The 15,250-nt window shown below is 37.9% G+C and carries 10 protein-coding genes and 2 pseudogenes; 3 read left to right on the top strand and 9 right to left on the bottom strand.

Going from position 1 to position 15,250, the window contains the following annotated elements; all coding sequences use genetic code 11:
* Window positions 1–12: 12 nt before the first annotated feature.
* On the top strand, window positions 13–1,845 hold the full coding sequence (locus ACJ9PY_RS14380) for an amidohydrolase (protein WP_411738407.1): 1,833 nt from the start codon (window positions 13–15) through the stop codon (window positions 1,843–1,845).
* Between the two features lie 663 nt (window positions 1,846–2,508).
* Here the strand turns inward: ACJ9PY_RS14380 and ACJ9PY_RS14385 are convergent.
* The 7 genes and pseudogenes from ACJ9PY_RS14385 to ACJ9PY_RS14415 form a co-directional block, all read right to left on the bottom strand.
* Window positions 2,509–2,632: pseudogene (locus ACJ9PY_RS14385) on the bottom strand (hypothetical protein); the annotation flags it as partial.
* A gap of 210 nt (window positions 2,633–2,842) precedes the next feature.
* Entirely contained in the window at window positions 2,843–3,526 is a 684-nt protein-coding gene (locus tag ACJ9PY_RS14390) for a C40 family peptidase (protein WP_239858298.1), read from the bottom strand.
* 817 nt (window positions 3,527–4,343) lie between these two features.
* Window positions 4,344–5,399 carry an aldose epimerase family protein gene (locus ACJ9PY_RS14395; RefSeq protein ID WP_098864720.1) on the bottom strand — a complete coding sequence of 352 codons (1,056 nt, stop codon included), beginning with the start codon at window positions 5,397–5,399 and terminating at the stop codon, window positions 4,344–4,346.
* Window positions 5,400–5,654: 255 nt separating this feature from the next.
* The gene (locus ACJ9PY_RS14400) at window positions 5,655–7,049 is read right to left on the bottom strand and encodes a sugar porter family MFS transporter (protein WP_278090005.1); all 1,395 of its coding nucleotides are present in this window, start codon (window positions 7,047–7,049) and stop codon (window positions 5,655–5,657) included.
* Between the two features lie 307 nt (window positions 7,050–7,356).
* Complete coding sequence (gene araA, locus ACJ9PY_RS14405; RefSeq protein ID WP_411738408.1) at window positions 7,357–8,781, bottom strand: L-arabinose isomerase; 1,425 nt, start codon at window positions 8,779–8,781, stop codon at window positions 7,357–7,359.
* A gap of 51 nt (window positions 8,782–8,832) precedes the next feature.
* The gene (locus ACJ9PY_RS14410) at window positions 8,833–9,528 is read right to left on the bottom strand and encodes an L-ribulose-5-phosphate 4-epimerase (RefSeq protein ID WP_063575993.1); all 696 of its coding nucleotides are present in this window, start codon (window positions 9,526–9,528) and stop codon (window positions 8,833–8,835) included.
* A gap of 22 nt (window positions 9,529–9,550) precedes the next feature.
* On the bottom strand, window positions 9,551–11,161 hold the full coding sequence (locus ACJ9PY_RS14415; protein ID WP_411738409.1) for a xylulokinase: 1,611 nt from the start codon (window positions 11,159–11,161) through the stop codon (window positions 9,551–9,553).
* Window positions 11,162–11,499: 338 nt separating this feature from the next.
* Between ACJ9PY_RS14415 and ACJ9PY_RS14420 the strand changes: the two genes are divergently transcribed.
* On the top strand, window positions 11,500–12,591 hold the full coding sequence (locus ACJ9PY_RS14420; protein WP_034307361.1) for a GntR family transcriptional regulator: 1,092 nt from the start codon (window positions 11,500–11,502) through the stop codon (window positions 12,589–12,591).
* 2 nt (window positions 12,592–12,593) lie between these two features.
* Here ACJ9PY_RS14420 and ACJ9PY_RS14425 read toward each other — a convergent pair whose 3' ends face one another.
* Window positions 12,594–12,722, bottom strand: coding sequence for a hypothetical protein (locus ACJ9PY_RS14425; RefSeq protein ID WP_400449460.1), 129 nt, complete (start codon window positions 12,720–12,722; stop codon window positions 12,594–12,596).
* Between the two features lie 892 nt (window positions 12,723–13,614).
* Window positions 13,615–14,059: pseudogene (locus ACJ9PY_RS14430) on the bottom strand (Lrp/AsnC family transcriptional regulator).
* A gap of 119 nt (window positions 14,060–14,178) precedes the next feature.
* Between ACJ9PY_RS14430 and ACJ9PY_RS14435 the strand changes: the two are divergent.
* Window positions 14,179–14,724: a cysteine hydrolase family protein gene (locus ACJ9PY_RS14435; RefSeq protein WP_063575990.1), complete on the top strand. Its 546-nt coding sequence runs from the start codon at window positions 14,179–14,181 to the stop codon at window positions 14,722–14,724.
* Window positions 14,725–15,250 lie beyond the last annotated feature (526 nt).

Genomic DNA, 15,250 nt, shown 5'->3' on the forward strand with positions numbered 1-15,250 from the left:
CGAGGTGTGAACATGAATTTACCGGATATGATCTTATATAACGGAAAAATCACTACCCTTGCCCCATCTCAACCTGAGGTATCGGCTATCGCCATAACTGATGGTTTAATCACTGCAGTAGGTGGAGATGAGCTTCTTGATAGTGCCACAGAAAAAACCAAAAAAATAGACCTTAAAAGAAAGAGAGCTATTCCGGGCTTGAATGACTCTCATATACACGTTATTCGTGGCGGTCTTCATTATAATATGGAATTGCGCTGGGAAGGTGTGCCATCACTTGCTATTGCTCTGGAAATGCTTAGAGAGCAGGCAAGGCGTACACCTGCTCCTCAGTGGGTAAGAGTAGTTGGAGGTTGGTCTGAATTTCAGTTTAAAGAAAGACGGATGCCAACTTTGGAAGAGATTAATGCTGTTTCTGAAGACACGCCTGTCTTTGTGCTACATCTTTATGATAGAGCACTTGTAAATCGAGCAGGGCTGCGTGCACTGGGATACACAAAAGATACCCCAGACCCTCCGGGCTGTTTAATTCAGCGGGATAAACGAGGTAATCCAACGGGTCTTTTAATTGCCAATCCTAACGCTTCTATTCTATATTCAAGTTTAGGCAGAGCTCCAGTACTTAATATTGACGACCAGATTAACTCAACTCGCCATTTTATGCGCGAATTAAATAGATTAGGTATCACAAGTGCCATTGACGCAGGTGGTGGATTCCAAAATTATCCTGATGATTACAAAGTTGTTGAACATTTAGCCGAGAAGGATCAATTAACTTTGCGTATTGCTTATAATCTATTTACGCAAAATCCAGATCATGAATATGAAGACTTTGCATCATGGGCAAAAATTGTTTCTCCTGGTCAAGGAAATGATAAGTATAAAATGAATGGTGCCGGAGAAATGTTAGTATTCTCGGCAGCCGATTTTGAAAAATTTCAAATGCCCCGGCCCGACCTAGCTACGGTGATGGAAGCTGACTTAAAGAAAGTAATTTCTCTATTGGTGGAAAACCGTTGGCCATTCCGTTTACATGCAACTTATGATGAGTCAATAACACGTTTCTTAAATGTGTTTGAGGAAGTCAACAGAGAAATTCCATTTAATGGTTTGCGCTGGTGGTTTGACCATGCAGAAACAATCTCAGATCGTAGTATGGAACGTGTTAAGGCTTTAAATGGCGGTATTGCCATCCAAGACCGCATGGCTTTCCAAGGTGAATACTTTGTTGATTTATACGGAAAGGAAGCTGCAAAGCATACTCCCCCGATTTATCGTATGCTAGACCTGGGTATACCTGTTGGCGCCGGTAGTGATGCAACGAGGGTTTCTAGCTATAACCCTTGGGTTGCTCTTTACTGGATGGTTGCAGGAAAAACCATTGGTGGTCTTTCGATATACGATGAAAAGAATAAACTTGACAGAAAAGTAGCTCTGGAACTATATTCCAAAGGAAGTGCGTGGTTCTCCGGTGATGAAGATAAAAAGGGTACCCTTACAGTAGGTCAGTTTGCTGATATTGCTGTATTGTCTGCTGACTACTTTACTGTGTCAGAAGAAGAAATCAAAGACCTTGAATCAATACTCACCATTATGGGTGGGCAGGTTGTTTATGGAAATGATGAATTTAAAAATTTATCACCTGAATTGCCGCCAGCATCACCTGATTGGTCACCGACGGGAGTTTATGGTTATGGTGGTGCTAACCTAGCCGACAATATACTTTCTCACGATGCCCATGATCACAAACATAGTTGCAGTAACCCTCTCCATCAACATACTCATACCGTAATAGGAAATGATGGAACTAAGTGGGGTATCGGTTGTACTTGCTTTGCTTTCTAATGAGGGTTTGGGACCGATGACGGATCCAAACATAAAATGAAAAAAGCCTAACTTTCTCTTTAAAGAGAAAGTTAGGCTTTTTATATTATTTAAATAAAGTTTACATTTTCTAATTCCGTATGTGATTATCTCATGAATTTTAAAATAATTAGGGATTTGTTTGATGAAATAAAATTGAAAGAACATGCCTTGTCTTTAAATACTCTAGAAATGTAGAGATAATAGATTGATATTTCCTCCTGGCCATAGGTTCTGTAACTGAGGTTTGTTAATCAATGGGAAGCGTGTGTTGAATTAAGACTTTTTATGAGGTAAATAAGGAAAGGCTTAAGGATTCGACTTCACCTTAAGCCTTATCTTGCCCTATTTTAAAAATCCATCGATATATATTTTTCTTCTAAATATTCTTCAAGGCCTTGATGGCCGCCTTCTTTCATGCCGCCAAATGGCGCTTGTGCAACGGTGGGAATGGCGTCGTTGTAGCCGATGATAGATTCTATGATAAATCATACGATAACACCTTTATCGAACATAATTGGCTGCATTAGATATTTTTTGTAAAGTAAACACCTCTTAAACTTGTACACCTATTCATTCTTACTCTTAAAAGATAAAATACCTTATGTACACGATTAATATATCGTGTACATAAGGTATATAAAAATCCCAAACATCTTTAATGGTGAAAGCTACGATAATGAGTCCAACTTTAGGCTTAGTCCTTCGAGGCTACCCTCTGTACATCCTGGGAAAACTTTTCATGGTTTTTATAAACTTCCTCGACTGTCTTATGTGAGAATTAAAGAAATTATATGTGGTATATAGAGTATCCATTATACCAAAGTGTTTCCGGTAGCAATAAAAGCTAAAATTGTGACTTAAAAATATTTTATGTATCAATACCGATTCTACCATCCATAGCACTTGTTAGTATCCTAACCTATTGTTAGAACTAGAAAAGCCAGTCTCTTCAAAAAAGAACTGGCAACTTTCTCTATTACATTCTTTTTGCTCCTACATATCTTTTCTTCCAATAACTATTATCCATGGAGGAAATGCTTACACCGTTTGATGAGGAGCTGTGTATGAATTGATTGCCCCCTATATAAATACCAGCATGTGAGGCACCAGGTTTATAGGTTTCATAAAAGACCACATCTCCAACTTGTGGTTTGGACACCTTTGTCCCCTTTTTATAAATTTCCGATACCGTTCTTGGTAATGTGACATTTGCGCCTTTATCAAAAGCGTATTTTAGGAATCCGCTGCAATCAAAACCTTTTGGTGTAGTTCCACCCCATACATACCGTACATTCAAATGTTTCTTTGCTTCCTTCACTATCGCCGAAGATTTATTGCTTGTTTTATTTACATTAGCTACGTTGGAGGTCTTCTTTTTTACTCCCAAAGCTTTATATGTATTCGGACCGACAATACCATCAGCTTTTAAACCTTTACTTTTTTGGAACTTTACGACTGCACTTTTAGTAACGGTCCCAAAATATTTAGTTGTATTATTACTCTTAAAATATTGTTTTTTCTTTAGAACCTCTTGTAATTGTTTTACTTCTGTATGAGTCATTCCACTTTTTAATGTACGATCGCCCAATGCAGCATTACCAACCAACGGATTTGATAGTAACAATCCAGAAACAACAAAAGATGCTATGATTTTTTTCATTTTCTCCCCCGATTAAATCTCTTTTTTATCATTTTATCACCTTTAAGTGACACACATATTTACCTAATTTTACATTATTATTACAAATGCATACATAAAGTGAGTATAAAATACAAAATAACCAAAATATTGCTCATGTTTTCGAAGGGTAGTAATTAAGAGTAAATTCCTTGCTTTTTAATATAGTAACCATCCGGTTTGGATAGCCTTCTCGTACTGTGATATATTTTCCGCTCCTTACATTTTATTATTTTCACTAGTTACAAAACCTTGAGCTTATTAAATACATCGAAGTTCAGACATTAATTTGGGATATTTGATTTAATCCTCTCAACCTTAAATTAGGTGGTGTCTAATAAAGGCATATCGCTCACGACAATAACTGCCTGAATATTTTTTTGTGATGCCATTCCATTCTTGTACAATTCTGCCTTGTTTCGTACAAAACAATCGAGTGAATGATTTGTACGGGACAATCGTTTATTTTTGTTAAGGCATAGGAAAAGCACCTCCTTTGATACAAGGATAGTATCAGGGGGTGCTACGAATAGAATATGTGCTGTTTAAATGAGTGCTTATCTTTAACCTTAGTTTTACAGCCCACTATCTAACTGTTTACGCTTAAAGATATAAGTTATCCTCTATCCTCGAAAACTCAGTTCGAGTGAATGGCTAACTCTTATTCGGCGGGAATCCTACCTGTTACATGCCACGAGCTATGCTCGATCGTTCTTACAGTCACGGATGTTGATTCCAACTAGCAGCCGAATCTATGTAAAATTATTGAAATGAAATCAGCCAATTCTACTCTTTAACACTAACTGGAACCTTCAGCTGAGTGGGTACTGACCTCAATTTTGTATTTTGTTTGGGAAGTATAATTTTGGCCTGCTAAAAGAAGAATATCCCCAAAATCTTCAAACTCAATCGCTCCTGGAGCAGCTTGGGTTTCAAACGTTATTCCGCCGTGTTGAATTAATTTTTCTCCGTGCATAAGTGGCACATCTTTCACAAAGTTTGCCGTGTAAATGACAACCGCAGGCTCTTCTGTGTATACCTCGACTGTTATTTTCTGGTCAGGACTAATTAATTTTGCTGCAGTTTGATGAAGTCCTGAGCACGTTAGGAAGAATGGATGATCGATTCCTTGAACCTTTTTAACTTCTGCGTCAATGGCTTCAAAGGTTGATTTTAATTTCTTTGGGGTTCGAAAATCATAAGGCGTTCCAATTGCGCTTCGCTTTTCCCCAGTTACCGTGGTATCGTCATTTACTGGTGCAAATTCTTGAGAAGAGATTTGTAAGAAATGATCATCGATTGGATGGCTGGGATGCCCTGTTAAGTTAAAATAGACGTGATTGGTCGGATTAAAAACGGTGTCTTTATCACTTTTTGCTTGATAGCTCACTGACCAAATATTTAAGTTGTCCAATGTGTAAGTCACACTTACTTTCAAATTCCCCGGAAAACCATTCTCGCCATCAGGTGAGTCGGTTGAAAAGATGATCGAAGCACTTTCATCCGTCTCCTTCACTTCATAACCCCAGATTTTTTCATCGAATCCAGGGCTGCCACCGTGTAATGTATTCCCTAATTGATTTACAGACGTTTGATAACGTGATTCACCAATTGAAAATTCACCATTTTTTATTCTTCCAGCGACTCTTCCTATTGTTGCTCCATAATACGTTTCTTTTTTGTAATCCTCAATCGAGTCAAATCCCAATACGATATTATTACGACCCGATTCCGTTAGGACGAACAGATTGACGATTCTTGCACCAAAGTTCGTAACTTCCATTCTTACTCCATGATCATTTTCTATCGTAAACAGCAAGACATCATTTCCAAACGAGCTTTGTGCTACTTTCATTTTTATCGGCTCCTTCCCTATTAAATTCCTTCATATAAATAAAAGCTAAAACACCATAAATTGCATAATAAGTTCAGCTAACATTTTTAATAATTGTAAAGCCCGAAGTAGCAACCTCGGGCCTAAGAAAAGGAATCATATGAGTAAATCAACATATTCTTGATGAAGTATTTTCCTTATTGCCCCCTGATTTAACATCTCTTCTATTCTGGTATAGCTTCTTTTAATTCCGCTCCAAACTTTAATAGGTCTAATTTAAGCACTTTTCCCCTTAGCTTGTCTACTTTCCCCAATTTTTTCAATTTCCTCCAAAGTATGACCTCGAGTTTCAGGAACGCATGTCCGGATAAATAAAACACCAAGTAAACAAATAGCACCGAAGATTGAAAAAACAGCTTCTTGAGACATCGAAGCAGTCATGATCGGAAATAGCAAGCCAACCAAGAAAGAACCAATCCAGTTAAATGATGAAGCCACTCCTGACGCCCGCCCGCGAATTACCAGCGGGAAAATTTCTCCAACTATGACCCAAGTTAATGGAGCCCAAGTGAATGAATAAAGAGCTACATAGATACTTAAGAAAACAACCATCATCATCGGATTCGCATTAGGAATTAATACATTCAATATTGCCGGCAAAATAAAGGATAGCCCCATAATCGTTCCGCCGATTGTTAATAAAGTACGGCGATTAAATTTATCAGCAATCATTAGGAATATTAATGAACCTAGTACGAGAATAACCCCTTGAATAATTGGCCACAGCAATACTGAGCTGGCTTCATGCCCTGTTGCTTTTTCCACAATCATAGGAATGTAATAAAAAATTGCGTTTGCTCCCTGGAACTGTTGAAACGCAGCAACACCCACACCAGCCATTACTAAATAACGGTATTTATTACTTAAAAGGGTACCCCATGATGCTTTTTGATTTACCTTTTCTTCCTCTTTAACAGTTTCTTGTATTTGTGTTATTTCAGAATCAATTTGTTCTTTGTTAGGGCGAATATAGCCCAACACCCTACGAGCTTCATCCATTTTATTGTTCTTAATTAAAAAACGTGGTGATTCGGGTAACCTGGACACTCCAATAAATAAGATCAAAGCAGGTACGGCAGCCAAACTAAGCATCAACCGCCATGCCATTGTCCCTGGTAAGTCTTTCAATAAATAAGCGACAATGTATGAAAGCAACATTCCAGAGACAATCATTGTTTGGTTAATTCCTGACAGACGTCCACGTAAACGTGCAGGCGCCATTTCCGACATATAGGCTGGGACCAACGCAGAAGCAGCTCCAACAGCCAAGCCTAATAAAATCCTGGCAACAATCATAAAAAGGATTCCGTTATGAGGGGATATTCCTGCTAAAATGGATCCAACAGCAAAAATGATAGAAGATATTAAAATCATTTTGCGCCGTCCTAAACGATCAGAAAGTTGTCCGGCCATGGCACCTCCAAAAATAGCTCCAAACATCAACGAAGAGGTAATCCAGCCAATGGCACCTGGGTTGTTTTGAAGGTTCCAATCATGTTGCAGAAAAGGCAAAGCACCAGTCATAACGCCGATATCATAACCGAAGAGAATGCCTCCAAAAGCCCCAAAAAAATAAATGAATCCACTTGAGATTTTCTTTTCATTAACCATTTAAGTTCCCCCTAAAGGTTTTAAAATTATATTTAATCCCACTACTAAAATATTGATTGCTTTTTGAGAAATAATAATAGTGTTTTCAACCACAAATACATCCCAGTTTCCGTCGTAAAAGTTATTTATTAGGATGAATTCCGTGTCGTCATTGTCTATTAAAACGCTTTCATCTTTTCCCTAAAAACCACGAAAACGCTTACGAAAATAAAGGAATCATACTAATGGTCACTATTTCCGTTCTTCAACTTCTGGATTACCTATTTTTTCCCTCCAAGGAAGCGGAGCCTCCTTGGAGGGAGAGACATTACTTAATAACTACGTATTCCAAGCCAACAAGTTTGGCATAGGTTATGATTTGGTCTGTTGTTAAATTCAATGAAACAACTGTATGGTGACCGCCACCATTCTCAAGCCAAGCTTTCACTCCATCTTGGAAGTTTGGCTTCACTTCCCAAAGTACACGGGCAACTGGCAGGTTTGGTGCTGGAACTGTTGGCTCGAATGCAGAAACTTCATTAATCAAAAGTTTATAGTTTGTACCAAAGTCTGCCATGGAAACAACGACACCGTCTCCTGCTTTGCCGTCGAATACTAAACGTGCTGGATCTTCACGATCACCTATACCTAATGGAGATACGACAATTTTTGGTTTGTTACTTGCTAAAGATGGGTCGACTTCGAGCATATGTGATTGAAGGATTGATTCTTGTCCAGCAGCTAATTCATATGTGTAATCTTCCATAAATCCAGTTGATTGGTTATGGCTCATCACTTTCAGTAAGCGATCAAGTGCTGCCGTCTTCCAATCCCCTTCACCCGCAAAGCCATATCCTTGTGCCATCAAACGTTGGACGGCAAGACCAGGAAGTTGTTTCATCCCATATAAATCTTCGAAATTCGTTGTGAAGGCCGTGTAACCACCATCATCAAGGAACCGTTTAATCGCAATTTCATAGCTTGCCTGTACCTTTACGCTTTTCTCCCAATTTTCCCTACTGTAGGTACCATAATCAAATTCATAATGGCCTTCGTATACTGCAAATAAAGCATCAATTTCTTCATCAGTAACCGCATTTACATATTGAACAAGGTCTCCGATTCCAAAATAGTCAACTGTCCACCCAAATTGGATTTGCGCTTCAACCTTATCCCCTTCGGTTACTCCAACGTTACGCATGTTGTCACCAAAGCGAGCGACCTTAATGTTGAAGCTTTCGTTATAAGCAACCGCTACGTCCATCCATTGTGCAATTTGCTGCCGCACTTCAGGACGCTCCCAATAACCTACAACAACTTTATTTTGTTTTTTCAATCGGGCATTGATATAACCATATTCACGGTCACCATGAGCGGATTGGTTCAGGTTCATAAAGTCCATATCAATCGTTGCCCAAGGAATACTTTCATTGAATTGTGTTGCTAAATGAAGCAATGGTTTTTGTAATAATTTTGTTCCACGAATCCACATTTTTGCAGGTGAGAAAGTATGCATCCAAGTGATGACACCGGCAACTTCGTCACGATAGTTGACTTCTTTCATGATGCTTGTGATTTTATCTGCACTAACAGCTAAATCTTGCAATACAAGTGGATAGGGTAAAATACCGCTTTCATTTAAAGCATCGGCTATCGTTTGTGCATTCGCCTTGACCTCTGCTAACGCTTCTTCCCCATAAAGATGTTGTGATCCTACGACAAACCAAAATTCCTTTTTTTCTGTTGTTAACATAATAAGCCTCTTTTCTTTATCTAATAGGTTGATAATTTGATAGAGTTGATCTTACTTTTGACCGTAATAAGCATATTTTCCATGTTTTCGTAAATAGTGTTTATCCAAAATATTTTGTGGTAATTCTTTTGCAAAATGATTTAATTCCCGTGTAAATAAATTCATTTTCGAAACTTCATCCAACACCACACTATTCATTACGGCGGATTTTGCATCTTTTCCCCAAGTAAAGGGACCATGACCATGAAGTAAGATACCAGGAACGGCTAAAATGTCTATCCTGCGCTCTTCAAATGTTTCGATGATTAACTTCCCAGTCTCCACTTCGTACCCACGATCAATCTCCTCTTGTGTTAGGTAGCGGGCACATGGGATGGATCCATAAAATGTGTCTGCATGAGTGGTGCCCATCGCTGGAACATCAAGGCCTGCTTGAGCCCAGATTGTCGCCCAAGTTGAATGAGTATGCACAATGCCCCCGATTTCTTGGTAATATTTATAAAGTACAGCGTGAGTCGCTGTATCTGATGAAGGCCTCAACTCTCCTTCAACAACATTGCCATCTAAATCAACAACAACCATATCGCTGGCTTTCATCGTTTCGTAATCAACGCCACTAGGCTTGATAACAAATAAACCGCTTTCACGATCAATGGCACTCGCATTTCCCCATGTATATTTCACGAGTCCATATTTAGGCAAGTCCAAATTTGCTTGATATACCTCTTCTTTCAGTTGTTCTAACACGTCAATCCCTCCAGTTTTCCACTCATAACATCAAATTGTCTACAGCGGCCTGCTCAATCACTAAACCCTTCCTGTATCTTTCAATAAATGCTTCAAATCCTTTAACATCTACTTGATCAGGATAAATTTCTTGCCCATCAACCTCTTCGAATACTTTTTTGTCGAGGAAGTCTTCTAAACTTTCTTTTTGTTCTTTATTCATCATGTAAGATGCAAGAATCGCCATTCCCCACGCGCCGCCTTCTCCTGCTGTTGACATAACTGATACTGGAGCATTCATTGCAGCCGCAACAATTTTTTGTCCAACAAGAGGGGTTTTAAATAAACCACCGTGAGCCAAAATACGATCAATTGCAACATTTTCTTCTTTTGTCAAAATACCCATTCCGATTTTCAATGCACCGAAAGCAGTAAAAAGGTGAGTCCGCATGAAGTTTGCTAAATTGAATTGACTCTCAGGCGAGCGGACAAATAATGGTCGCCCTTTTTCCAATCCTGTGATATTTTCACCTGAGAAATAACCGTAGCTAAGCAAACCGCCACCATCTGGATCCGCTTCCAAAGCTTTATTCAACATTACTTCAAATAATTTATTTATATCAACCTTTTGTCCCATTGCCTCAGAAAATTCACGGAACAATCCCAGCCAAGCATTGAGATCACTTGAACAGTTATTCGCGTGAACCATTCCAACGGGACTTCCATTTGGTGTAGTTACCAGATCAATTTCTGGATATACTTTTGAAAGTTCTTTCTCTAGTACAATCATCGCAAAAACGGAAGTTCCTACTGAGATGTTTCCGGTACGTTTCCTCACACTATTCGTAGCAACCATTCCAGTCCCAGCATCGCCTTCCGGTGGACAAATTGGAGTGCCTGGTTGTAAATTTCTTGATCTATCGAGGATTTTCGCTCCAATTTCGGTTAATTCACCCGCTTGCTCGCCTGAAATGTAGACTTTAGGAAGAATCTCTTTTAGCTTCCAAGGATAACCTTTCGTCGCAATTAATTCGTCAAACTGCTTGACCATTGATTCATTGTAATCTTGCGTTGATTCATCAATGGGGAACATGCCTGAAGCATCTCCAATGCCAATTGCTTTATTTCCAGTCAATAACCAGTGAATGTATCCAGCCAAAGTCGTAATACAATCAATGCGAGGCAAATGTTTCTCTTCATTTAATATCGCTTGATAAAGGTGAGCAATACTCCATCGTTCAGGGATATTAAATTGAAATTGATCAGTTAGTTCTTTTGCGGCAACTCCTGTTGTTGAGTTACGCCAAGTTCGAAACGGAACAAGTAGCTCCCCTGTACTGTCAAAAGCCATGTACCCGTGCATCATTGCGGAAAATCCAATAGAACCTATTTTCCGAATGGTAATTCCATAATTCCGTTCAACTTCTTGCTTCATTTCACTATAAGCTGTTTGCAGACCAGTGATAATATCCACTAAGTTGTACGTCCAAATTCCATCTTCCAAGAAATTTTCCCACTCATAACTTCCAGATGCGATAGTTTCATGATGATTATCAATCAACACCGCTTTAATACGTGTGGATCCAAATTCGATTCCAAGTGAAGTTTCTCCCCTGGTAATCGCTTGTTTAATTTTTAATATATTCGTTTTCAAGTTAATCCCCCTTCTGTCAGCGCTTTCAATAAAAGGAGGCGCTTAAATTTATTAACAACCATATTATATTTTTTGTACGTACATTTGTCAACGTTTTATATTATTTATACTTACAACTTTCAGACGAAATACTCTATCCTCACCTTAAAGCCATGAATTTGTATTAAGGGAAGTTATACTACATGAAACCTAAAGGTAAATAGGGTGAATTTATAACTTTATACAAAAAATAAGATGATTTGTTTTAATTTATTCAAAAATTATGGTAAAATATGTCCGCACAAATATTTTAAGCGCATAAATTAGAATGCAAACAACTATGGAAGAAGTGAGGTTTAATGAAACCAAAGTATCAGGTAATCATTGATGATTTAAAAAATAAAATCCTTACAGGTGAATATAGTGTAGGGGAACAAATTCCTACTGAATCCGTCATGCAAGAAATGTACAACGTTAGCAGACACACTGTACGAAAGTCCATTTTAGAATTATCAAACGAGGGATTCTTGAGAAGTGAAAAAGGATCTGGCACATATGTTAGTAACCAATATCAATCAAAATCTGGTGGCAATTCCAAAAATAAAACGATTGGTGTAATCACGACCTACATTTCTGATTACATTTTCCCTTCTATTATCCGCGGAATTGAAAGAAGATTGAATGAAGATAATTATTCGTTACTATTAGCCAGTACAAATAATGATGTCGAACAAGAAAAAAAAGCCTTGGAAATGATGTTGTCATTTGGCGTGGATGGTATGATCATTGAACCTACAAAAAGCAATCTATACAATCCCAACATCGGTTACTACCTATCATTTAAGGAACAAGAGGTTCCATTCATCATGATCAACGCTTATTATGAAGAATTAGAGGTTCCTTTCTTTTGCCTGGATGATGTGCAGTCAAGCTACCTCGCAACAAAAGAATTGATTTCGAAAGGACACACCCAAATCGGACTCATTGCTAAAATGGATGACTTACAAGGAAAGTATCGAATGAAAGGGTATATAAAAGCACTTGGAGAAGCCAAATTACGCTTTCAACCAGAACAATTGCTTTCGTATACTACAGAAACGAAGCTAGACCTATACACGAACTTGAAAGAGTTCCTAAATGAAAATAGAGACGTGTTGACTGCCATTGTTTGTTATAACGACGAGGTAGGGTTGGAAGTAGTAAATGTATGCAGACAACTCGATATTTCTATTCCCGAACAATTATCAATTATTGGCCAGGACAATTCCTATATTGCGAAAAATGCCAATATCAAACTAACGACATTAACACACCCACAAGAACAAATGGGACATGATGCAGCTGATTGGGTCATTAAGAAATTACAAGGAAAGAAGGATTTACCAAACGAAACCTATTATCAGCCAGTGTTAATTGAAGGCGAAACTGTCAAAGAGTTAGACATACAATAACCTTAGTGTGTGATGACTATAGGCTCCACTCCCACAATGGCTGCCTCCATCCATTTTATTAAAACAACAAATCCATCTTCATTATTTTCAAATGCAAATGGGTCTACGATTACAATTCCACGGGAATTCACTGCTCTAGCACATGTAATTGTTGGGCAATATCCACTCCAATGGAAATTCCATCGTTTAGTTGATTTTGTTTATCTTGCATTTTAAACTTCATATTAGGGTTCCTCATAGGGTTTTGAGTTAGTGTGGTGTCTTACCCATATCTCACTGAGGAGCCCTATTTTTTTAAAAGCTGAACCCGTTTTGTTCCATAAGAAAAAGGCTGCCACAGCAACCTCCCTTTTTAAAGCAAGACCCATTAGTTCAGTAATTTTTAATAAAACATCATTTCTAAGGAAATTGGAACAAATAGTAAAACTGTTGCAAACCAAATGGGGTAGCTAAACGAGCAGAAGAAATTGCTTAATCAACAATTATGGCTAACGTAACCTGCAACCAGGAAAGTACTACATTGAGCACGTAGATGAACAAAATGGAACAGGTACAATCCATTCACTTGTTAACCTAGTAAAAAACAAAGTGTATGTACCCAGCTTATAAGAACAGTAATTTGTCCATATTTCTTCGATACATTAATTAACTTCCATCTTCAGGTATAGTTTCATGTTAGATTAAGTTCATGGACCATCTTCGTTAACAATCTATCCCCTTGTTTAAGTCTACACCATATCTCTTTGCCACCTCTTTGCTGACGGATTCCCGCTTTTACCCACATCCCTCGCGATTAAGGGAATAATAAGAAAGCAGACCCTGCTACTACGGTAACTAACGCAAACAAATTCCAACACCAACATCAGCAAGCGCATAATCATCTAACGTTTTACTTTCCCCTTCGATCTACGATATTAAAAAAGACTATTCCCACTGCTACTGTCCCAGTCGAACATCCCCATACTTGAAACGATTCATGATGATTGGGAATACAGTATCTTCTTTTTTAAAAAAATATATTTATTAAATTGTGGCAGTCAACGGATTATGTTGCTTAATTTCTTGTATTGATAGATTTAACGAATAGTTCCCATAATCGAGAATTTTATTAAGAAAAAGATTCAATAGTTCTTGAGAGTTAACTTTTATTTTTAAATGGTAACAACCTTCTCCCGATACTCGGTGAGCTTCAACTATCTCATTTCTATCATTAATAAAACGTATAAACGAATCATGGTTTGCTGTTTCCATATAGATAATGACAAATGCTGTATAAGAAAGTCCTAATTTCATTTCATCGACTATTAGTGAGTAGGCTTTAATTACTCCATTTTCCTCAAGTTTTTTAATCCGATTTCCTACTGCTTGTCCCGTCATATAAAATTTGTTCACCTAAGTCTTTCCACTGAATACGTGAATTTTCGGATAATAACCGAAGGATTTGAAAATCAATGTTATCAAGTTCCATAATAAATTCCTTTCACCATGAAATGCTTTGATATAAAAGTGTTTCATCAAAGTATCGATAGAAATCAATATATCATTTATCATTATATTGTACTAAAATTTTTTAAAGAGGTGGAAAAAATGAGCACAGCTTTAATCATTGTCGATATTCAAAATGACTATTTTCCAAATGGAAAGATGGAATTAAGCAACCCTGAAAAAGCAGCCGCTAATGCTGCTAAAGTTCTTGAATGGTTTAGGCAGAATAACAAAGATAATATTTTTCATGTCCAGCATATCGCTAGTGATCCTGGGTTAGGCTTTTTTCTTCCGAATACGGATGGAGTTAAACTGAATGAAGCTGTTCTACCATTAGAACACGAAATCATTATCATAAAACATTTCCCCAACAGCTTTTTACAGACTGAATTAGAAAGCAAATTAAAAGAAAAAGGAGTAACAAAGCTAGTGATTGTAGGTATGATGACGCATATGTGCATTGATGCCACAGTCAGGGCTGCAGTGGATTTAGGCTTTGAAACTACTCTTATTGAAGATGCATGTGCGACAAGGGACTTATCTTATCAAGATAAGGTCGTTCCAGCTGAACAGGTCCATTATGCCTTTGTCAGCGCACTTAACGGTATGTATGCCAGTGTAATTTCGACCGAGGATTTCCTGGAATAAATAAATAAATAATACAACCTTGTAGAACCAATAATTTATTGTAAGTGGGAGCTTGTTTTTAAACAAGCTCCCTTTTTTACTGATCTTAAACTGTTATCCAAGCTGTATCTTGCAGTTTCCTGCAAATGTGAAACTACCCGTTGCACAAAAAAAAGAGAAATGATGTTAAAGGTTTACCGTCACATGCCCATCAATCTAGGGCATGTGACAGTACCTCAATACTAAAATACCTGTATCAAATTAACACTTAGCTCACGGCCAAAATAAGATTGCACAATCAACTTTTAAAAGCTTAACATTCGAAGCTTATTATCTAATTCGAAACCAATAATGTTCCCTTTTAGGTTAATTGCAGCCTGTCCTGTTGATCCTGAACCCATAAAACAAAGATAAGAGTATAATAGTGCCCTTACCTCAGACTGTAGGCAAACTCGATGAAAATTGAGTATGCCTATGGTTTTTTATGGGTGTACTATTTAGACGTTGATTTACGTTCCAGGCACTCGCTTTCCGCGGGCGGTCCGGG

The sequence above is a fragment of the Peribacillus sp. S4 genome (assembly GCF_046715815.1).
Lineage (GTDB): Bacteria > Bacillota > Bacilli > Bacillales > DSM-1321 > Peribacillus > Peribacillus frigoritolerans.

Excerpts from the sequence above, each read along its gene's own strand:
- ACJ9PY_RS14380 (WP_411738407.1), top strand. The coding sequence starts at position 13 with ATGAATTTACCGGATATGATCTTATATAACGGAAAAATCACTACCCTT.
- ACJ9PY_RS14390 (WP_239858298.1), bottom strand. The coding sequence starts at position 3,526 with ATGAAAAAAATCATAGCATCTTTTGTTGTTTCTGGATTGTTACTATCA.
- ACJ9PY_RS14395 (WP_098864720.1), bottom strand. The coding sequence starts at position 5,399 with ATGAAAGTAGCACAAAGCTCGTTTGGAAATGATGTCTTGCTGTTTACG.
- ACJ9PY_RS14400 (WP_278090005.1), bottom strand. The coding sequence starts at position 7,049 with ATGGTTAATGAAAAGAAAATCTCAAGTGGATTCATTTATTTTTTTGGG.
- araA (WP_411738408.1), bottom strand. The coding sequence starts at position 8,781 with ATGTTAACAACAGAAAAAAAGGAATTTTGGTTTGTCGTAGGATCACAA.
- ACJ9PY_RS14420 (WP_034307361.1), top strand. The coding sequence starts at position 11,500 with ATGAAACCAAAGTATCAGGTAATCATTGATGATTTAAAAAATAAAATC.
- ACJ9PY_RS14435 (WP_063575990.1), top strand. The coding sequence starts at position 14,179 with ATGAGCACAGCTTTAATCATTGTCGATATTCAAAATGACTATTTTCCA.